The 20,625-nt window shown below is 34.9% G+C and carries 22 protein-coding genes and 1 other annotated feature; of the genes, 20 read left to right on the top strand and 2 right to left on the bottom strand.

Annotation, left to right across the window (positions count from 1 at the left end):
- The first annotated feature begins 29 nt into the window (after positions 1-29).
- The 20 genes from ACSVDA_RS09770 (at position 30) to pheA (ending at position 19,844) form a co-directional block, all read left to right on the top strand.
- Positions 30-1,742: a sensor domain-containing diguanylate cyclase gene (locus tag ACSVDA_RS09770; protein WP_485882777.1), complete on the top strand. Its 1,713-nt coding sequence runs from the start codon at positions 30-32 to the stop codon at positions 1,740-1,742.
- Between the two features lie 254 nt (positions 1,743-1,996).
- Entirely contained in the window at positions 1,997-2,755 is a 759-nt protein-coding gene (locus tag ACSVDA_RS09765; protein WP_485882775.1) for a prepilin peptidase, read from the top strand.
- Between the two features lie 311 nt (positions 2,756-3,066).
- Positions 3,067-4,116, top strand: a complete 1,050-nt coding sequence (locus ACSVDA_RS09760; protein WP_485882773.1) for a hypothetical protein — start codon at positions 3,067-3,069, stop codon at positions 4,114-4,116.
- An 880-nt stretch (positions 4,117-4,996) separates the two neighbouring features.
- Complete coding sequence (locus ACSVDA_RS09755; RefSeq protein ID WP_485882772.1) at positions 4,997-5,575, top strand: Maf family protein; 579 nt, start codon at positions 4,997-4,999, stop codon at positions 5,573-5,575.
- 31 nt (positions 5,576-5,606) lie between these two features.
- On the top strand, positions 5,607-6,296 hold the full coding sequence (radC, locus tag ACSVDA_RS09750; RefSeq protein WP_485882770.1) for a RadC family protein: 690 nt from the start codon (positions 5,607-5,609) through the stop codon (positions 6,294-6,296).
- Between the two features lie 294 nt (positions 6,297-6,590).
- Positions 6,591-7,607, top strand: a complete 1,017-nt coding sequence (locus tag ACSVDA_RS09745) for a rod shape-determining protein (protein WP_214481470.1) — start codon at positions 6,591-6,593, stop codon at positions 7,605-7,607.
- Positions 7,608-7,634: 27 nt separating this feature from the next.
- Entirely contained in the window at positions 7,635-8,513 is an 879-nt protein-coding gene (mreC, locus tag ACSVDA_RS09740; protein WP_485882768.1) for a rod shape-determining protein MreC, read from the top strand.
- The gene (gene mreD, locus ACSVDA_RS09735) at positions 8,513-9,031 is read left to right on the top strand and encodes a rod shape-determining protein MreD (protein WP_485882766.1); all 519 of its coding nucleotides are present in this window, start codon (positions 8,513-8,515) and stop codon (positions 9,029-9,031) included. Before mreC ends, mreD begins: the two co-directional genes overlap by 1 nt.
- 103 nt (positions 9,032-9,134) lie before the next feature.
- On the top strand, positions 9,135-9,818 hold the full coding sequence (gene minC, locus ACSVDA_RS09730) for a septum site-determining protein MinC (RefSeq protein ID WP_214481465.1): 684 nt from the start codon (positions 9,135-9,137) through the stop codon (positions 9,816-9,818).
- A 2-nt stretch (positions 9,819-9,820) separates the two neighbouring features.
- On the top strand, positions 9,821-10,630 hold the full coding sequence (gene minD, locus ACSVDA_RS09725; protein ID WP_320207754.1) for a septum site-determining protein MinD: 810 nt from the start codon (positions 9,821-9,823) through the stop codon (positions 10,628-10,630).
- Positions 10,631-11,404: 774 nt separating this feature from the next.
- Positions 11,405-12,181 carry a peptidoglycan DD-metalloendopeptidase family protein gene (locus ACSVDA_RS09720; RefSeq protein WP_485882764.1) on the top strand — a complete coding sequence of 259 codons (777 nt, stop codon included), beginning with the start codon at positions 11,405-11,407 and terminating at the stop codon, positions 12,179-12,181.
- Entirely contained in the window at positions 12,174-13,040 is an 867-nt protein-coding gene (locus ACSVDA_RS09715) for a M50 family metallopeptidase (RefSeq protein ID WP_485882762.1), read from the top strand. The genes ACSVDA_RS09720 and ACSVDA_RS09715 overlap by 8 nt, the downstream gene beginning before the upstream one ends.
- 484 nt (positions 13,041-13,524) lie before the next feature.
- Entirely contained in the window at positions 13,525-15,042 is a 1,518-nt protein-coding gene (locus tag ACSVDA_RS09710) for an Rne/Rng family ribonuclease (protein WP_485882760.1), read from the top strand.
- Positions 15,043-15,090: 48 nt separating this feature from the next.
- Positions 15,091-15,177 (top strand) — a sequence feature (ribosomal protein L21 leader region).
- Positions 15,178-15,190: 13 nt separating this feature from the next.
- A complete protein-coding gene (gene rplU / locus ACSVDA_RS09705; protein ID WP_485882758.1) occupies positions 15,191-15,499 on the top strand; it encodes a 50S ribosomal protein L21 in 309 nt (102 codons plus the stop codon).
- A 12-nt stretch (positions 15,500-15,511) separates the two neighbouring features.
- Positions 15,512-15,838 (top strand): ribosomal-processing cysteine protease Prp, encoded by a 327-nt coding sequence (locus tag ACSVDA_RS09700; protein WP_214481458.1) that lies wholly within the window; start codon positions 15,512-15,514, stop codon positions 15,836-15,838.
- A 29-nt stretch (positions 15,839-15,867) separates the two neighbouring features.
- Positions 15,868-16,158 (top strand): 50S ribosomal protein L27, encoded by a 291-nt coding sequence (gene rpmA, locus ACSVDA_RS09695; RefSeq protein ID WP_214481457.1) that lies wholly within the window; start codon positions 15,868-15,870, stop codon positions 16,156-16,158.
- Between the two features lie 86 nt (positions 16,159-16,244).
- Positions 16,245-16,781, top strand: coding sequence for a Spo0B C-terminal domain-containing protein (locus ACSVDA_RS09690; RefSeq protein WP_485882756.1), 537 nt, complete (start codon positions 16,245-16,247; stop codon positions 16,779-16,781).
- Between the two features lie 280 nt (positions 16,782-17,061).
- Positions 17,062-18,357: a GTPase ObgE gene (gene obgE, locus ACSVDA_RS09685; protein ID WP_485882754.1), complete on the top strand. Its 1,296-nt coding sequence runs from the start codon at positions 17,062-17,064 to the stop codon at positions 18,355-18,357.
- 96 nt (positions 18,358-18,453) lie between these two features.
- Positions 18,454-18,894, top strand: a complete 441-nt coding sequence (locus ACSVDA_RS09680; RefSeq protein ID WP_485882752.1) for an ACT domain-containing protein — start codon at positions 18,454-18,456, stop codon at positions 18,892-18,894.
- A 101-nt stretch (positions 18,895-18,995) separates the two neighbouring features.
- Positions 18,996-19,844, top strand: a complete 849-nt coding sequence (gene pheA, locus ACSVDA_RS09675; protein WP_320208047.1) for a prephenate dehydratase — start codon at positions 18,996-18,998, stop codon at positions 19,842-19,844.
- Here pheA and ACSVDA_RS09670 read toward each other — a convergent pair.
- Positions 19,815-19,973, bottom strand: a complete 159-nt coding sequence (locus ACSVDA_RS09670) for a hypothetical protein (protein ID WP_485882751.1) — start codon at positions 19,971-19,973, stop codon at positions 19,815-19,817. The two genes, pheA and ACSVDA_RS09670, sit on opposite strands and share 30 nt — an antisense overlap.
- A 120-nt stretch (positions 19,974-20,093) precedes the next feature.
- Positions 20,094-20,624 (bottom strand): 3H domain-containing protein, encoded by a 531-nt coding sequence (locus ACSVDA_RS09665; protein ID WP_485882749.1) that lies wholly within the window; start codon positions 20,622-20,624, stop codon positions 20,094-20,096.
- Position 20,625: the final 1 nt, after the last annotated feature.

Genomic DNA, 20,625 nt, shown 5'->3' with positions numbered 1-20,625 from the left:
ATGAAATATGTGGTAGAGGAGGACGATATTTGAAATTCAAAAACATATTATGGGTATTTTGGGCCATATATACACCTTTAGTTTTATACTTAGTATTTTCAAATACGAGTCCTTTATTATATGAGAATGCTCAGGATATTCTTTTATTTTTAATCTTAATGATTATTGTTTGTTTTTTTCCTATCATTGTTAATGAGACGCCGATATTTTTTGGCCAAGCTGTGTTATTAGCTGTGTTTTTATCGTTTGGCTTATTTGTTGAGATGGTGTTAATGCAGCTTTCTATCGTCGTACTTCTATTAAGGTTACGTATTAGCAAAAGCGATTTATATCGTTACCCATTAAATTCAATCATGTTCGTATCAATTTCTATCATAGGAGGCTTAGTATATTATAGCCTAGGAGGCACCCATGGTGATGAAATAGTCAGTTTAACTCAGTTGGTTATACCAATAATTGGTTATTTAGTAGCTATTTTTATTTCAAACCAACTGTTTTTAGCAATAATTGATTATGTGAAATACGAAAGAAAAATAAAAAAGTCACTGTTAAGTCGAGACATGCTATGGGAAGTAATAACCACTTGCCTTCTTATCCCTTTTGGACTTATTTTATTTTTATTATATGAACAACTAGGTATACATGCATTAATTTATACAGGCTTACCATTTATATGTATCGTAACTATGATTCAACTCTATAATTCAAGCCGAAAAGTCAATAATTATTTACAACGTGCTAGTGAAATAGGTCATCAACTTGCAGAACAGCTAGAAGTGGAACAAGTAATAGATTTATTTTTAGAGAAGCTCACGATGATGTTTCCAGTAGATTTAGCATATATTTTAGATGTGGTTAATGATGATACTCTTAATTTAATTAGGTATTATGAATGTTCTGAGGAAAAAAAGCTCACAATTCCTCCATTACAAAAGTATGAAGGGATTGCTGGAGAGGTTTGGGCTTCTAAGAAACCAGTTATTTATCATTCTCGTAACAGCTGGAAATCGGTTATGAATGGCTGTTTACCAGTAACGGTAGAAAGTGTTATGGCTGTCCCTGTTGTGCGAAACCATACTGTTGTTTCTGTCATTGTTTTAGCTTCCCATAAGAAACGAGCATATAAAAAATATCAGTTAATGCTAGTAGATTTATTAGGATCTTATTTGGCTGTAGCGATAGAAAATGCGCGTCATTACGAAGAAGCTAAGCATAAAAGTGAACATGATGGTTTAACGAAAATATACAACTATCAATATTTTGAAGGCTTATTAAGTCAAGAAATGGACGTATTATCAAAAAAAGATTGGTACAAGACGCTATCCATCATCTTAATTGATATAGACCATTTTAAAGCGGTGAATGATACATATGGCCATCAAAGCGGAAATGACATTCTTCGTGATACTGCTATGCTGTTAACAGAGGTTGTAGGGAATGAAGGAACAGTGGCACGCTATGGAGGAGAAGAATTCATTATTCTATTACCCCTCTATGACCGTCAATCAGCATTTTCTTTGGCGGAGGACATTCGGAAAAAGATCGCAACAAGACCATTTCATATTACTGGGAATTTATCTGATGAGAAAGTCCAACAAGTTAAAATTACTGCCAGTATAGGAATTGCGACCTCTCCTTACGATGGAGAAAATCCGATAGAGCTCATTCGTACAGCTGATAGAGCAATGTATACAGGTGCGAAGCAAGCAGGGAGAAATAAAGTAGCTGCGCTTGCACAATAGTTTACATTATAATGAAAATTTTATAATGGATGCTTTGTTGATTGGTCTTTATTTTAAAAGTAGTAATTATGGTATCAATTGATCTATCAAATGAAGATAGTAATAAAAAAAACTAATTGTTGTGCTCAGATTTATCGGTAAATAACAACAAAGTATACAAATAGAATCATCCAGCCGCTGTAAATAATGCGTTGCAGCTTAGCATATGAGTTTAGAAGAAACTGGTCAAAATATATGTAGATGGAGCTAATCATATGGTATATGTGTATCTATATATTTTTTTATTATCACTAATTCTCGGCTCTTTTTTCAATGTTATTGGCCTACGTGTTCCAAAGGGGGAGTCGATTGTTGCTCCTCGCTCGGCTTGTCCTAACTGTAAGAAACAGCTTACGTCACTTGAGCTTATCCCTGTCTTCTCATTTATCATTCAAAGAGGAAAATGTCATAAATGTAAATCACCTATTTCACCTCTTTACCCTTTTGTTGAATTATTGACTGCAATTCTTTTCACAATTTCCCCATTGATATTGGGTTGGTCGATGGAATTATTAGTTTGTTGGACAATGATTTCGATGTTGATGATCCTTTTTGTTTCAGACATTACTTTCATGCTAATACCAAACAAAATCTTGTTATTTTTCACAGTTGTGTTTGTGATTGAACGTATTTTGCTACCGTTAACACCTTGGTGGGATGCTATCATAGGCGCGCTTATTTCGTTTTGTTTACTAAGCTTTATTTCAATAATAAGCAGAGGAGGGCTAGGTGGTGGAGATATTAAACTGTTTAGTCTTCTAGGGATTGTCCTTGGCTCTAAAGGGGTGTTGTTAGCATTTTTTTGTTCAACATTATTTGGTGCTTTGTATGGATTATTGGGGATGTTATTAAGCAGGCTAAATCGGAAAATCCCGATTCCGTTTGTCCCGTTTATTTTGCTTGGAACAATTATCAGTTATTATTTTAGTGAAAAAATAATATCGTGGTATGTTAACAAGATGATTGTTATTTAATATTAAGACTCTTTTCGTAGACTTTGTTGCTATTTTTAACATAATTAGTACAAAAAAAGTTGTTTTATATTGTAAGTCATCGTTATATAGAAGAAAGGGTGCACTGAATTCTAGTTGTGTAGGTGTTTATTCCTTAATATGAAATACAACAACCAATGCGAAAACGGCCAATATTAAAATCGAGGCAAAAAAGCAACTAAGAAATTTGACGAAAACCTTTAATATTAAGACGACAAAAGTCTTGTGTTTTTTTTGAAACCCTATGCTACCATTGGAGCAAGCTAAGAAATGTGACACTAGGTGGTGAAAGTGTGGACGAGCAAAAAGAACAAATATCAATTAAAATTAACGGAAAAGAACAAAATGGGGTTCAAAGAAAAAAAAAGAACCTGTCTGTCGGGAAGAAACAAGTTGCTACAACAAAAGATCAAGGTGAAGAGGAATTTTTGTGGGTTTTACCTGATAAACAACAAAACACCATTCAGCATAAAGATATAGTGTCAATTGAAGACTTGCGTCATAAAGGACATAGTGATACATCGAGGCGTAAATTAAGATTTCCTAAAATAAACAATAAATTTCCGTATTCATCAAAAAACTTTTTGGTGTCCATACTATTGGCAATTGTCATTGGAATTGGGTTGGGTTTACTAATGTTACAATTAATTTCTGACGAGCAGCCAAAACAAGCACTAGAAGAAAATATACCATTGGAAGACTCAGCTGATTTTTCAGGTGCTACCAATTCTAACCAGCCTTCTAGTAATACTCAAATAGGCATTTTTGAACCTCTCGTTGTACAAGTTGTTCAAGGAGGTGCTTTTTCTCAAGAATCTACTGGACACGAATATCAACAGCAATTAACAAGTAATGGTATCCCATCAATTCTAATAAAAAGCGCAGATAACTATTCTTTGTTTATTGGGCTTAGCAGTACAGAGGCATCTGTCGACTCTCTTAGTCAACTTTTTACTGATAGAGGATTAGAGACGTATAACAAGCAATTTGTCATTGAGGGGGGAACAATTACTACTAGTAGTGATGAAGAAAAGAATTATATTGGGCAAAGCAGACAGATGTATGAAAGCCTTATTGAGGCATCAGCTATATTACTTTCTGGAAAGTCACTGAATGAAGAAGTGTGGAATAGTTTAGAACAAAACTCTTTGATGATGTCTCAGCTAGATTTGAATACATCGTCGACATCAATACAGCAGCATGCTAAGGAACTTACTACAGCGGTTGAACAATTGAAAATCTTTAAGCAAAATGGTAACCGCACATCCATAATGAATAGTCAGCAAGCTTTACTGAATATTCTCGTATTATACGATAAGATGATTGCGAGAAGCAGCAATTAATGCGAAAACAACCATTATAAAAAATATAGTTGATAGGGCTGTTAACTAAAGGGGGAATTGAGCAAAGGTCAATTACCCTTTTCAGATTTTCATACTATTTACTTTGTTTTATCACTTTTGAAGGTTAGGTTTTATGCTAAAGTTTATTACTTACAATTGTTTTATTATTCTTCACCGGAGTTAGTAAGAAACATTTTTTTTACAATGCGTATTTATATGTATAAAGATATGTGTACTTTGACTTCTTGGTCCCGAATGCGCCTTGGTACCATTTGTCCTTAAATGTTGGATCTTTATATTTGTTTGGAACGTTGATCGTTCACTTCGAATATTTCATGGGCAATGAGTCTACCGATAGTTGGACAACATTGCTCTCTAAAAGGACAAACCACTCCTTTAGCTGCATATACTATAAAAATTGTATATGACCTCCTTACGACCCATCATAATGTCTATTCCTATCTAAAAAAACTGTGGGGTTTAATTTCTATACTAATTATGGAATTTCTTATTTATTTGCTAACAGCACTTGAAGCCCTGTTTCGTTATTTATCCTACTTAAGATTAACTTTCTATTTCAGGGTTTAAAATATGCTCATTTACATAATCTAAATTTGAATGAAGCGCGGTGTTCTAGTTTACTAGAAAAAACACGTAATATAATAAGAGTAACTATAAACCAACTATCCATTAATAATGATAAAAATATTTTCTCCAATCAAGTAATTTGTACTGTTTTTAGAGAAATCTAGTGTAATAAATGAGAGTGAAAAATAAATATGATCCAAAATATACTAATATGAATTGTTAATGAGCTAATAATTTGTTACGATACTGTTGTATCTTCCAAACTGTACGAAATAAAATAAAGGGTGATAGTATGAATAACCTCATTTTAGCCTCTGGATCTCCTCGTAGAAAAGAACTTTTAGAAAACCTTCACATACCATTTACTGTTTCTGTAAGTAATATTGAAGAAATTATTGAAGCTCATTTACCTCCTGAAGACGTCGTCATGTCACTTGCATACCAAAAAGCAAAAAATATCTCAAGCAACAATCCAAATTCATATGTAATTGGGGCTGATACTATCGTTATAAGTAACGGTGAGTTACTAGGTAAACCACAAAATAGAGATGATGCGTTTAATACATTAACAAAACTATCTGGTTCCAAGCATCAAGTGCTTACAGGAGTAGCGCTCATTTCTCCTCAATTGGAAAAGACGTTTTTTGAATCCACAGAGGTAACCTTTTGGGAATTAACTGAACAAGAAATTACTGAGTATATTGATAGTGGTGAACCATTTGATAAAGCAGGATCCTACGGTATACAGGGATTAGGTGCACTGTTAGTAAAAGAACTTAAAGGTGATTATTTTTCAGTTGTAGGTTTACCAGTAGCTAGAACTGTTCGCGAGCTAAAAAAAATCGGCTATTACCCAAAGATAACTAAATAATAATGCGTATTCTATACTAAGGGGGGGAAATATGAATGTAAGCGAAGTGATGATACGTGACTTCCCAAAAGACGAGCGCCCTAGAGAACGGCTTATCACTGACGGACCCAATTGTCTCTCTAATCATGAATTGCTAGCAATCATTTTGAGAACTGGAACGAAAAATGAATCTGTTCTTCAATTATCGAATCGGCTACTAACACACTTTGAAGGACTTCGTTTATTAAAGGACGCTTCAATAGAAGAAATTACAGAACTTAAAGGAATTGGTGTCGCAAAGGCTGTTCAAATTATGGCTTCTGTGGAACTAGGTATGCGTATTGGGAGACTGCAATTTGAAGAAAGGTATGTTATTAAAACACCTAAAGACGCTGCAAGTTACGTCATGGATGACATGCGATTTCTTACACAAGAGCATTTTGTCGTTTTATATTTAAACACAAAAAATCAATTGATGCATAGGCAAACAGTTTTTATTGGTAGCCTAAATGCGTCAATTGTGCATCCTAGAGAAGTGTTTAAAGAAGCTTTCCGCCGTTCAGCAGCTTCAATCATTTGTTCCCATAACCATCCGTCTGGAGACCCGGCACCTAGCCGTGAGGATATTGAAGTAACTAAGCGACTATCAGAGTGTAGTAAGATTATAGGAATCGACTTATTAGACCATATTATAATAGGTGATAATAAATTCGTAAGTTTAAAGGAAAAAGGATATTTGTAGCACTGTTATTTTAATCGGTGGTACGATATAATATTATTTATGAGTTTTTTACTAACTCTCTTTTCGTAAACTTTGTTAATAATGCTATCAAATTAGATCAACTAGTAGTTTTTCTACTCGATGGTCATCTTATTTAATAAGCGAAGATGGCACGTACTCTAGTTGTATATGTCGTAATATGAAAACAGCAAGTGTTTTGCTGAAAATAGCTATACAAATCACTTTCAAAGTGGACAAGCAAAAGTTTACTACAATAATTATATGTATTTCGTAGCAGAAAGGAAGATACAATTAATGTTTGGCATTGGTACTAGAGACCTTGGAATAGATTTAGGTACAGCAAATACAGTAGTGTATGTAAAAGGCAAAGGTATACTCGTGAGGGAACCTTCAGTAGTGGCCTTTCAAAAAGATTCTAAACAAATAGTGGCTGTTGGTAATGAAGCTAAAAATATGATTGGACGTACACCTGGAAATGTTGTGGCAAGACGCCCGATGAAGGATGGGGTAATTGCAGATTATGAAACAACAGCAACAATGATGAAATATTATATTAAGCAAGCATTGAAAAATAAAAGTGTTTTTGCGCGTAAACCGAATGTAATGGTATGTATACCTTCTGGTGTAACTGCAGTTGAAAAACGGGCTGTTAAGGATGCTACAAAACAGGCTGGTGCCCGTGAAGCATACACGATTGAAGAGCCGTTTGCAGCAGCTATCGGTGCAAATTTACCGGTGTGGGAGCCTACTGGTAGCATGGTTGTCGATATTGGTGGAGGTACGACTGAGGTTGCGATTATTTCTTTAGGAGGGATTGTTACTAAGCAATCCATACGTGTTGCTGGTGATGAGATGGATGAAGCGATCATTCAATATATTCGTAAATCGTTCAACTTATTAATTGGTGAGCGTACCGCAGAATTAATAAAAGTAGAGATTGGATCAGCAAGTATATCAGATGATGTTGAAGGGATGGAAATTAGAGGCCGTGACCTAGTTACAGGGTTGCCAAAAACGATAGAAATCTCTGCAGACGAAATCACTCAAGCAATGCGCGATACAGTATTTTCTATTGTTGAATCAGTAAAGAATACGTTGGAAAATACACCTCCTGAATTAGCCGCAGATATTATGGATAGAGGAATTGTTTTGACTGGCGGCGGCGCGTTGTTAAGAAACTTAGATAAGGTTATTAGTGAAGAAACGAAAATGCCAGTTCTTATTGCAGAAAATCCGCTTGATTGTGTTGCGATAGGTACTGGAAAAGCATTAGATCACATTCATTTATTCAAAAACCAAGTTAATGACTAATATGATTAACTTAAGAGGGTGCAAATCATGCCACAATTCTTCTTAAATAAACGATTAATAATATTATTAATATGTGTGATTATTTTAGTGGCATTGATTGGGTTTTCATTAAGAGACCGTGAGCAGGTAACATGGCCAGAACAGTTTATTAAAGACACCGTTGGTTGGGTACAATCCATCGTTCATCAGCCCGCACAATATGTTGCGGGCTTCTTTGAAAATGTGAATGACTTAAAGAATACATACGAAGAGAACAAAATGTTAAAGGCCAGGCTGGAAGAATACGTTGCGTTAAAAGACAAGTATCAAATTCTTGAACAAGATTATGAAGAGCTTAGTGCTATATTAGAAAAAACAACAAGTCTTACAGATTATACTCCGATTCAAGCGACGGTTATTGGAAGAAATCCTGATCAATGGTATCAGAATATATATATAAATAAAGGTGAAAAACACGGTGTGAAAGTCGACATGGCAGTCATTACCTCAAAAGGCTTAATAGGAAAAGTGAAGCAGACCTCACAATTTAAATCAACTATTCAACTGTTAAGTGATACGAATCAAAATCGAATAAATCGGGTTGCTGCAGTTGTTCTAGGTGAGGATGAAGAAAGCAATGTAGATGGTGTTATAGAAGGCTATGATGATGAACGTGAGGCACTATTATTAAAACTTAAGAAAGCTACGAATGTCGAAGTGAAGGTCGATCAAGACGTCATTACATCTGGGTTAGGTGGCGTTTTTCCTAGTGGATTGCCAATTGGTAAAGTAATAGATGTAGTGCCAGATGAATCTGGGTTATTGCAATTAGCGTATGTTAAGCCAGAAGCGAATTTTTCAACAATCGATCACGTCATCGTACTAGAACGGACTATGACACCAGTAGATATCGAGGGGGAAGAATAGTGCGACGTTTTTATCTTCCTCTTTTCGCTACTTTCTTATTTATAGCTGAAAGTACAATCATAGACATATTTCCACCTGAACGTTTTTTAAAAGATTTTATTTATGTTCCAAGGTTTTCGTTAATTTTGTTTATCTTTATTACAGTTTATCGTGATAAATTAATCGGTATTATATATGCAGCAATATTTGGATTATTATATGATGTAGTATATACAGAAGTTATTGGGATATATATGTTTTCGTATCCTGTTGCTGCATATTTAGTTTTTAAGCTTATGAAGTTTCTCCAATCTAATTTAGTTATTGTATCAGTTATATGTCTTTTTATGATTTCTTTCATAGAGTATTATGTATATGGACTCTATGCACTAATTACAAGTACACAAATGTCAATAAATGATTTTAGTATGAATCGATTATATCCGACTATCGTGTTAAATAGTATATTTCTAGTTATTTTCTCTTATCCTTTAAAAAGATACTTAACAAAAGTGTCGGAAGATGGTAGAAAAGGCTAGCCTTAGCTATATCTATAACAAGTTAATTAACAGATTTTTTGACAATCATCTTAGAGGAAATATTCAACCTTTGTCGAAATATATATTCATTGAGGTGAACGACGTGAATAAGCATAAACAACAATTAGTTACGATAAAAGGAACGAAAGAAGGATTGACGTTACATCTCGATGATACATGCTCATTCCAAAGCTTGTTACAAGAGCTAGAAGAAAAGCTATCACTAACATTTCAAGGGGATGAGGAAGGTCCTTTCATAGCTGTTCATTTGCAGATTGGTAATCGTTTCCTAACAAATGAACAAGAAGAACAAATTCGTGTGCTCATTCGTTCAAAGAAGCAACTTGTTGTAGATTCAATAGAGGGGAATGTAATTTCCAAAGAGGAAGCATTAACGTGGAAACGAGAAACAGAGGTTGTTCCTGTATGCAAAATAATACGTTCAGGGCAAGTATTGCATGTACAAGGCGATTTACTACTTATTGGTGACGTGAATCCGGGTGGGAAGGTTGTAGCTGGCGGTAATATTTTTGTTTTAGGTGCTCTGCGTGGAGTTGCCCATGCGGGTGCAAATAACGATAAACAATCCGTAATTGCTGCATCAGTAATGAAACCTTCACAATTGAAAATCTGTAATATTATTAGTCGAGCACCGGAATATGATGATGATAGTTCACATGGTATGGAATGTGCTTATATAAATGATGATAACAAAATAATAGTAGATCGTTTACAACTGCTAACTCATATAAGACCTATATTAACGCGGTTGGAAAGGGGAATGTGACAGTGGGAGATGCTATAGTCATAACATCAGGAAAAGGTGGAGTAGGCAAAACAACAACATCTGCTAATCTAGGAACCGCTTTAGCGCTAGCAGGCAAACGTGTGTGTCTTGTAGATACAGATATTGGCCTTCGGAATTTAGATGTCGTAATGGGTCTAGAAAATCGAATTATATTTGATTTAGTAGATGTAGTAGAAGGGCGTTGTTCAAAGATTAATCAAGCCTTAGTAAAAGATAAGAGGTTTGATGATAATTTATACTTACTTCCTGCAGCACAAACAAGTGATAAAACAGCTGTAACCCCTGATCAAATGAAAAAACTAGTTTCCGAAATTAGACAGGACTTTGATTATGTTCTTATCGATTGCCCCGCAGGAATCGAACAAGGATACAGAAATGCTGTCGCGGGGGCAAATAAGGCAATTGTCGTAACAACACCAGAGAAATCAGCTGTTCGAGATGCGGATCGTATAATAGGTTTACTTGAAAAAGAAGAGGACATAGAACCACCAAAACTAATAATTAATAGAATACGTAATAAAATGGTAAAAGACGGGGATATGCTAGACGTGGATGATGTTGTAGCTCATCTTTCAATTGATTTGATCGGTATCGTAGCAGACGATGATGAGGTAATTAAAGCATCCAACGAAGGTGAACCGATAGCTATGAATCCAAAGAATATAGCTGGTGTTGCTTATAGAAATATTGCACGAAGGGTGTTAGGCGAATCTGTTCCTCTCCAATCTTTAGACATTGGGGAGAAAGGTATGTTTTCAAAAATTAAAAAGTTCTTTGGTGTGAGAGTATAAATAGAATAGAGAAGGTTTATATCATTACTCTATCAAGTATATTTAATGGCTTCTGATTAGTCTCTTTTTAATCAGAAGTTTTTTTATGGGTCTTTTCATAAACTTAATTGCTACTAACCTGGGACAAACAATCGATCCAAGCACAGCATTTTTATTATGAAAGATTAGCAATCTCTTAATAATATGATTTGTTGTATAGTGATTTATTTTTCATATATTTAGGCTCCTATCAAAAAAATCGTAACGTCATTTCAAAATTTGAAAAGAAAAGATGCAGTAACGGTTGTTATATTGTGTTTAGCTCTATAAAAAATCCTTCAGTTTTAAACATTGTAGACAACCACTTCTATCAGTGTAGTTTTTTCAAATGAGTATGTATACAACACATTTGATCTAAATAAATCATTCTAGTACAACGACTTTTTTCACCATCTTCTAATTGATTTTTTGTTCTAATCAATCCGGACAAGTCATAAAATAGTACAAACAATTGATTAAAGAGATCGTTCAAAAAGTTTGGGAAGAAGGACCGTAGAATTTGAACAGGATATTCTAAATCCGTAAAGTGGGACTCCAATACATCTGCTGTATGCGTAAATGACATTACGTATGCCAAGATGCTTCCGAGAGTTTTTTCAGAAAAATTAATTCCTTAAAACAAGCAGCAGAATTTTTTCTCAGTGTAGTAGCTTTATTCTGGTGCTTGTAGCTACGCGATCTTGTAATTCTTCACTATTTTTGAACATGCTCTTAAAGGGGAATGGTGTGAGATAAATGGGACATCATCGTGCTGATGAAATTAGAAAACGTATTGCAAAAAGAAAAAAAGATAGAGGGATACGTCCACCTCGCGATCAACCCTCAAAGGAACTGTTTCGTGATGAACATCACAAAATACCAATGCCGAACTCTTCATTTCAACATGAAACTAATGATATTCATCCACTATTTCAAAAAGAAAAATTTATGTTTAAAGTATTATTTTCTATATGTCTAGTATTAATTGTAGCAATTATGTTTAAAAACGAATCAGATACATTTAAATCAGGTAGGGATTTTGTTACCCGAACATTTCAGCAAGAATTTCAATTTGCTTCTGTTTCAGCATGGTATGAAAATATATTCGGAAAACCGATTGCTCTCCTTCCTGAACGCAATATTGCAGGGGAAGATAAGACTGAATTTTCACAGTTTGAATATGCTGTCCCTGCATCAGGAAAAGTATTACAAGATTTTGAGACTGATGGACAGGGTATTGTTATTGAAACAGTAAGCAAAACACAAGTTGAGTCGATGGATGATGGTTGGGTATCCTTTGCTGGTAAGAAGGAAGGGCTTGGGAAAACAGTTATCGTTCAACATGCAAATAAAACAGAAACGTGGTATGGAAATTTGCAGTCAATCTCAACTGAAATGTTTAAATTTATTGAAAAAGGTGAAGTGATTGGTGATGTGATGGAAGATGGTGATCAAACAAAGGGAACATATTATTTTGCAATTAAAAAAGGTACTGAATTTATTGATCCGATACAGGTGATCTCATTTGAATAACATCATTGCGTTGTTATCAAAAGTCTACATTCACCCATTGCTTTGGTTTTTGATAGGGATCGGCATTATAACTGGACATGTAAGGGAACTTATCATGCTCTTTCTTATCGTTTTTGTTCACGAAATGGGTCATGTGCTTGCGGCTCATTTTTTTTCATGGCGAATTAAACGCATTGCTTTGTTACCTTTTGGTGGAGTAGCTGAGGTAGATGAACATGGGAATCGACCAATCAAGCAAGAGTTAATTGTGATTTTAGCAGGTCCACTTCAACATATATGGCTATTGGGGGTTGGCTACCTACTATACACTACTTCGTTAATGTCAGAAGACAGCTTTCAATTATTTGTAAATCAAAATTTAGTGATCTTTTCTTTAAATTTACTTCCTATTTGGCCGCTAGATGGAGGGAAATTATTATTTGTAATACTATCTTTAAAAGAATCTTTTAGCAATGCACATAAGAGGACACTCTACTGCTCGTTCATACTAATTGTAGCAATGGTCGTAGTATTTCTAATTACCTATCCGTTTCAATTAAATTTTTGGATGATCATTGGCTTCTTAGCTTACTCACTCATTATTGAATGGCGTCAACGTCATTATGTGTTTATGAGATTTTTGCTAGAGAGGTATTACGGCAAACAAGATTCCGTTCAGCAGTTAAAGTCTATAGTTGTTGATGATGTAGAACAAATTCATCATGTTTTACTAAAGTTTCAAAGAGGTTATAAACATTCCATTATTGTTCAACGTGGAGAGAAGGAAAGTGCTTCTCTAGATGAAAACGAATTATTACATGCGTATTTTTCTGAAAAGCTAGTGACGCAACCAATTGGTGATTTGTTGTATGAGTATTAATTATAATCTATGGGCTTTTTTTTTTGTCAAGCAAGACCTTTTAGTATCTAAAATCTTCTAAGGCTGTAGTCGTAACATTTATTTTTTTACGCCCTAATCATGTTTTAAATGTTTGTCATGGAAATAAAGAAGATTAGATCATCATTTGAGCCCTTAATTTATATATATTCTATTATTAAAAGATAAAAAGCAAAGATGATCATTAATATAAAGCTTTTTTCGTAAAGTTTGTTGCTTTTGAGATTAAATTAGAACAGCAATAAATAAATTTTATACAATTGTCCTCATTTTAAATGAGAAAAGATACCACGAACGCTTTAGTTTATACTTATTTATTTCTTAGTACAAAAAGCAACAATCAATGTAAATATAGCAAGACGAAAAGCCTTCATTATTCGTAAGGGTTGGTCGGAGCTTGCACTTATCTTGTATGTGGCGGTAAAATATAAAAATATCGATCGTTCACGAAATGAGGCATTGAATATTGGAAAAAAAACTGATTATTAACGCAACGAGCTTACAAAAAAGAATGGCAATAATAGAAGATAATAAGCTCGTTGAATATCATATTGAGCAACCTAATAATCATGAGGTTGTAGGAAATATCTACGTAGGTCGAGTTACTGATGTTCATCCTGGTATACAAGCAGCTTTTGTAGATTATGGGGCAGATAAGAAAGGGTTTATACATCTAAATCAACTTTTAAGCTATCATTTGTCGCCTTCATCAGTAAAGGAAAAACACCAAACATCAATATCAAGTTTTGTCCATCAAGGTGAAATAATACTCGTCCAAGGAATTAAAGAAGAAATCGGTAATAAGGGTGCGAAGTTAAGCGGTATCATTGAGATACCTGGTCGTTATGTTATATATTTACCATTTGGTAATTATGTTGCAGTATCGAAAAAAATTGAAGATAATGTAAAGCGAACTTTTTTACAGAGCTTGGGTGAAGATTGGTGCGAAGGAAATGAAGGAGTTATTTTTAGAACTGCTTGTAAAGAGGCTGATGAAGAGGTTGTCATTCAAGAGTTAATATTTTTAAAGGAACGTTTTCAACAACTTCAACTAAGACAGCAAATGACTAAACCACCCTATCTTTTACATCATGGTAATCATTTTGTTGATAAGATATTTAGAGAAATCCCTCAATCAACAATTAAAGAAGTCATCGTAGATGAACAGAACTATTATAAGGAAATAAAAACAAGATTGACCGGTATCAAAGAAGAAACTACGCCAAGTGTTTCATTGTATACGAATAAAATAAATATTTTTTCAGCTTTCCATTTAGACCATGAAATAGATAAATTGCTAAAAAAAATTGTTTGGTTAGATAATGGAGGGTATATCATTATTGAGCAAACAGAAGCATTAACAGTAATTGATGTGAATTCTGGCAAGTATTTAGGAAAATCTGCGATTCGTGATACTATTGTACGCATAAATAAGTTAGCTGCAATAGAAATAGCTAGACAACTTCGATTACGTGATATCGGAGGAATTATTTTAATTGATTTTATTGATATGAAAAACGAAGAAGACAAAAGACAAGTTAGTCATGTACTTACAAAAGAATTGCGCAAAGATAGGACAAGAACTAACGTCTTTGGATATACACGTTTAGGTATTCTAGAAATGTCACGAAAAAAAGTACGAGATAGTATACCTATACAATTAACAACATCTTGTGAGAAATGTGATGGTATAGGTAGGGTGCTTTCAAATGAAGAAATTGCATATAAACTTGATCGTGAAATGATGGAATATCGTCAAACAGATTTTGAAGCAATATGGATAGAGACGACAGAAAGCATTAAAAAGGTATTTTGCGGTCCTAATGATGAGCATCTTACAAGGTTAGAAACGATGTTACGGTTATCAATCTTTTTAACAACAACATCTATGAAAACAGAAGCATTTTATGAAATAAAGCAAATGGGTACATATGCTGATATTCTTGAAAAAGTAAATAAGTCGAAAGTAGAAAACACTTATTGACAGTAAACATTTTTCTATGCTATCATTTTATTTGTGTTTGTTTGTAGCACCGTGCTACAACCGCTCAGATCAGGTACATAAATAAGTTTTCGATGCTTTCGAAACGCCTGAATACTGGCGAGTCTTAGTTTATTAAGGAGGTGCAAGTATGTACGCAATTATTGAAACTGGTGGAAAACAACTTAAAGTTGAAGAAGGTCAAGAGATTTATATTGAAAAGCTAAACGTGGCTGATGGTGAAACTGTTACTTTTGATAAGGTTTTATTCGTAGGTGGAGACAACGTTAAAGTTGGAAGTCCTACTGTAGCTGGTGCAACTGTAACAGCAAAAGTTGAAAAACATGGCCGTCAAAAGAAAATTACTATTTTCAAATATAAACCTAAGAAAAACGTGCGTAAAAAGCAAGGTCATCGTCAACCTTACACAAAAATTGTCATTGAAAAAATCAACGCATAATCTAGGTGTACTATGATAAACGTTAAGATCGACCGTGCAAATGATGGGACGATACAATCATTTACGATGAGTGGTCATGCGTATCAAGCTGCGCATGGTAAAGATATTGTTTGTGCTGGTGCCTCAGCTGTTTCAATTGGTACTATTAATGCTATTTATGCATTAACAAATACCGAGCCAATCATTCAACAACAAGATGGTTACCTGTACTGTGAAGTACCATCTAACATTGACAAAGTTGTAGCTGATAAAATTCAGCTATTGCTTGAAGGAATGCTCGTTTCTTTGAAATCGATTGAACAAGAGTATGGGGATTACATCAAAATTACTAAACAATAATAATAAAAATCAAATAGGAGGTGAATATCATGTTAAGATTAGACCTTCAATTTTTTGCATCTAAAAAAGGTGTAGGTAGTACAAAAAACGGACGTGATTCAATCTCGAAACGTTTGGGTGCTAAACGTGCTGATGGTCAAACAGTTACAGGTGGATCAATTTTATATCGTCAACGCGGTACAAAAATTTATCCAGGTGTCAACGTTGGCCGTGGCGGGGATGATACATTATACGCAAAAGTTGACGGCGTGGTACGTTTTGAACGGTTAGGTCGTGACCGCAAACAAGTTAGTGTGTACCCTGTTGCTCAAGAAGCGTAACATTTAAACAAACTCTAACCATTATGGTTAGAGTTTTCTTCATTTTAATATATTAACCACTATTTTGTGTCATTAGGAGTGGAAATATGAAAAAACAGTGGGATATCGTTGAGTTATTGCGACACTCGCGTCACGATTGGTTAAATAACCTACAATTAATAAAAGGAAACATAGAACTAAATAACCTTGATAGAGTAAAAGAAATTATTGAAGAAATGGTGATTGAAGCTGAGTATGAGGCCAAGCTTTCGAACTTAAAATTACCTTCATTAGCAGCATATTTAATGACTTTTAATTGGGAAAGCCATAAAGTATTCATTGAATATGAGGTGCTTGGGGAAATCCAAGATTTATCTAAATACGATCAAAGTATGATAGATTGGACAAAAAGTTTGGTAGAGCTTTTAGAAAATTCGGTTCACCCAAATGGAAATCACCATTTAAATATTTCAATCGATATACGTAACAACGATGTCCGTTTCTTTTTTGACTTTCGTGGCATAATATCAGAGACAGATAAAATAACTTTGTGGGTAAACAATAACAATAGCAAAGAACAAATATCTATTACTGATTACGATATACATACCACTGAAATGTCGCTAGAAGTATCTTTACTTTAACGTGACCTAAGTTTTGTTGAATATATAGCTTTAGTGCCAATCTCCTCTCGTTACTCGTCATACGATCTTGAAGGCAAAAAACGTCTTCAATAGCTTCAGTGGATGTTGAGGATGATAAGGTGCGTCGGCTTTCTAAATGCTAGCTCCAGGTGCTTCGGCCTGAGGTCATAAGGGAACTTGCTTAGAAGGTAAAGTACAACCTTTCGACTGAACGGTATATATGTTGCTAATAGGCCAGCGCCTTGCGCGTTTCTTAATTACTAAGATCGGAGGAAGAAAAATGTTTGTCGATCAAGTCAAAATATATGTTAAAGGTGGCGATGGTGGAAATGGAATGGTTGCCTTTCGACGTGAAAAATATGTACCAAAAGGCGGTCCTGCCGGTGGTGATGGAGGCAAAGGTGCTGACGTAATATTTCAGGTAGATGAAGGTCTAAGAACTTTGATGGATTTCCGCTATAAAAGACATTTTAAAGCGTCCCGTGGAGAACATGGAATGTCTAAGAGTATGCATGGCAAAAATGCTGATCCGCTAGTTGTTAAAGTTCCTCCAGGAACTGTTGTACTCGACGATGATACGAAAGAGGTATTAGCTGATTTAACAATCCATGAGCAAAGCGCTGCCATTGCGAAAGGTGGACGTGGTGGAAGAGGGAATATACGTTTTGCAACACCTGCCAATCCTGCACCAGAAATTGCTGAAAATGGTGAACCAGGTCAAGAACGCTATGTTACGATGGAGTTGAAAGTACTAGCTGATGTAGGATTAGTAGGTTTTCCAAGCGTTGGTAAGTCAACATTGCTTTCAACAGTTTCTGCAGCGAAGCCAAAAATAGCTGAATACCATTTCACAACAATTGTTCCAAATTTAGGTGTTGTAGAAACTGAAGATAATCGTAGCTTTGTGATGGCAGATTTACCAGGGCTTATTGAGGGAGCTCATCAAGGTGTTGGACTAGGTCATCAATTTTTACGGCACATTGAAAGAACAAAAGTAATTGTTCATGTTATAGATATGTCTGGAATGGAAGGCAGAGATCCATATGATGATTATCAGATAATTAATGAAGAATTACGTGAATATAACCTACGTCTAACAGAACGACCACAAATCATCGTTGCAAATAAAATGGATATGCCTGATGCAGAAGAAAATTTACAGCAGTTTAAAGAAAAGCTAAACAGTGATGATGTGAAAATCTTTCCTGTATCGGCAGTAACAAGACAAGGCTTGCGTGACCTATTATTTGAAATTGCTGATCTGGTTGAAAAAACACCAGAGTTTCTTTTATATGATGAAAATGAAGATCAAGAAGAAAGTCAAAGCGTCCTGTATAAACATATTAAAGAAACACCTAACTTCCAAATATCACGCGAAAGTGATGGTTCGTTTGTAGTATATGGAAATCATGTAGAAAAATTATTTAAAATGACAGATTTCTCTAGAGATGAATCTGTACGACGCTTTTCCCGTCAGCTACGAGGTATGGGTATTGATGATGCATTACGCCAACAGGGAGCAAAGGATGGAGACCTTGTTAAGATACTTGAATTTGAGTTTGAATTTATAGATTAAATCCAAATAAAAATAATATGTCAATTTATAAATCTAACCGCTTTGGAACCTTAGAGGATTTAAGAAAAATATACATTGAGGGGGGCTTGGGGCAAAGTGGGAGATAAGTTTTATTTAGTTCGAGAAGATGCACTGCCAGAGTCAATGAAAAAAGTACTCGAGGCCAAAGAACTAATTGAACGAAAAAAGGCAAAATCTGTTGCAGATGCTGTTCAAAAGGTTGATGTTAGTCGAAGTGTGTTTTACAAATATCGTGATGCTGTTTTCCCCTTTAATACAATTGTAAAGGAGAAAATTATAACTCTGTTCTTTCATCTAGAGGATCGCTCTGGTACGTTATCTAAATTGCTGAAACTTGTTTCGGCAGCAAAATGTAACATATTAACGATCCACCAAACAATACCTGTTCATGGAAAGGCGAATGTTACTTTATCCCTCGATACAGCTGGAATGACTGAAGAAATCAATACACTACTTTCAAAGCTAAACCGTTTAGAGTTTGTTTTGAATGTTGAAGTATTGAGTTCAGGTGCATAAAATCAGTTGGGCTTATAGACACGTATTTCATATGTACAACACAACTAAAGACTACTTAATATAAATTTATATATATAATAGGAGAGGGGATACTTGTGGTACTGTCAATTGGCTATTTAGGACCAAAAGCGTCATTTACAGACCTAGCAGTTTCTAAGCTTTTTTCACCTGTAGAAAGAATACCGTTTCACACAATACCAGAGTGTATCGACGCAGTAAGTCATGGTGACGTAGAATTAAGTGTAGTACCTCTAGAAAATGCATTAGAGGGATCTGTCAATTTAACCGTTGATTATCTAATTCATGAACAAACTGTTCCGATAGTAGGTGAAATAGTAGCTCCCATAAAGCAACATTTAATGGTACATCCAGATCATCAACAAGAATGGCAAGCTGTTGAACGAGTATTTTCACATTCTCACGCTATTGCACAGTGCCATAAATTTTTGCATAAGCATTTAAAAGGTGTTACCCATGACTACACTACTTCTACTAGTGCAGCTGCAAAGTATGTTAGGGAGAACAAAAGTGAAAAGGTAGCTGCGATTGCTAATGAATTAGCTGCATTGGAATATGGATTATCAATCGTCCGTGAAAACATTCATGATTACCAAAATAATCATACAAGGTTTGTCGTGTTGCATAAAGGTAATAAACAACTTCATACAAGTAAAAAAGTTTCAGGCTATAAAACCACCTTAATGATCTCTCTGCCATTAGATGATCAATCTGGTGCACTACACCAAGTCCTTTCAGCTTTTGCATGGAGGAAATTGAACTTATCAAAAATAGAATCCAGACCAATGAAGACCGGTCTAGGAAATTATTTTTTTCTTATTGATATAGAAAAAGAAATGGATGATGTGCTAATACCAGGTGCAATTGCTGAGTTGGAAGCTCTAGGTTGCTCTGTAAACATATTAGGAAGCTATCCATACTTTCATATTTAAAATAGCAAGACTAGCTTCATACGCTATCTGCTCAGCCACTTCACTAAAAAATGTAAAGGCAGAGAATGCCTTTACATTTTTTTGCTTTCCGTGCTTGTCGCCGATGAGCAAGCACCTTCCGTTTTTCAAATTGTCTAGCTAAAACGCCTATCCCCTCGAGGTCACTTCAGCAAAAAAGTAGCACCTTTACATTTTTTTGCTTCCAGTGCTTGTCGGGGATGACCGAGGCACTTCCGCTTTTCTTTGTTACTAGGCTAAGAATTCAGCTTCTTTTAACGCTTCACAGGCTGCGTCAAGTTTAGTTATTTCATTAGCCTCTAATGTATGCATATGAATACCATCAGTTAGTTCAGAGAGTAATGGAGCATTCGTCGTAGTTAATTTTTTGAGAAATTGTTTGACCTCATTACGATTACTAACCATGACAGATGCAGTTAAATCACCATACACCGGGTGTTCAATTGTCACATCTTTTACTGTTACACCAAGATCAACTAGTAAAGTAAGTTCTCTTTCTGTTTGTTCAGGGGTGTGACGACAAACAACAATTCGGGAATATAGTTGTTTTTGTTGTTGCTGTACATATAAATATCCTTGACTAGTTGCCAAAATTGGTTCATGTCGCGCTTTTAATAAAGAAATATCTTGTACAATGACTTGCCTACTTACTTTTGTCCTCCGTGAGAGTTCTCCTCCAGTAACTGGCCCCTGACTTTCTTTTAGCCACTTTAGTATAAGATTCCTTCTCGTTTCACCAAATATTTTTTGTTCGGTATCCATT

Source organism: Cytobacillus sp. Hm23 (assembly GCF_051842895.1).
Taxonomy (GTDB): Bacteria; Bacillota; Bacilli; order Bacillales; family SM2101; genus Nanhaiella.
This window is presented reverse-complemented; position numbering and strand designations above follow the sequence as displayed.

What these genes read in the sequence shown, in the direction of transcription:
- ACSVDA_RS09765 (WP_485882775.1), top strand. Translation starts at nt 1,997, where the DNA reads ATGGTATATGTGTATCTATATATTTTTTTATTATCACTAATTCTCGGC.
- ACSVDA_RS09755 (WP_485882772.1), top strand. Translation starts at nt 4,997, where the DNA reads ATGAATAACCTCATTTTAGCCTCTGGATCTCCTCGTAGAAAAGAACTT.
- radC (WP_485882770.1), top strand. Translation starts at nt 5,607, where the DNA reads ATGAATGTAAGCGAAGTGATGATACGTGACTTCCCAAAAGACGAGCGC.
- ACSVDA_RS09745 (WP_214481470.1), top strand. Translation starts at nt 6,591, where the DNA reads ATGTTTGGCATTGGTACTAGAGACCTTGGAATAGATTTAGGTACAGCA.
- mreC (WP_485882768.1), top strand. Translation starts at nt 7,635, where the DNA reads ATGCCACAATTCTTCTTAAATAAACGATTAATAATATTATTAATATGT.
- ACSVDA_RS09720 (WP_485882764.1), top strand. Translation starts at nt 11,405, where the DNA reads ATGGGACATCATCGTGCTGATGAAATTAGAAAACGTATTGCAAAAAGA.
- rplU (WP_485882758.1), top strand. Translation starts at nt 15,191, where the DNA reads ATGTACGCAATTATTGAAACTGGTGGAAAACAACTTAAAGTTGAAGAA.
- ACSVDA_RS09700 (WP_214481458.1), top strand. Translation starts at nt 15,512, where the DNA reads ATGATAAACGTTAAGATCGACCGTGCAAATGATGGGACGATACAATCA.
- rpmA (WP_214481457.1), top strand. Translation starts at nt 15,868, where the DNA reads ATGTTAAGATTAGACCTTCAATTTTTTGCATCTAAAAAAGGTGTAGGT.
- ACSVDA_RS09690 (WP_485882756.1), top strand. Translation starts at nt 16,245, where the DNA reads ATGAAAAAACAGTGGGATATCGTTGAGTTATTGCGACACTCGCGTCAC.
- obgE (WP_485882754.1), top strand. Translation starts at nt 17,062, where the DNA reads ATGTTTGTCGATCAAGTCAAAATATATGTTAAAGGTGGCGATGGTGGA.
- ACSVDA_RS09665 (WP_485882749.1), bottom strand. Translation starts at nt 20,624, where the DNA reads ATGGATACCGAACAAAAAATATTTGGTGAAACGAGAAGGAATCTTATA.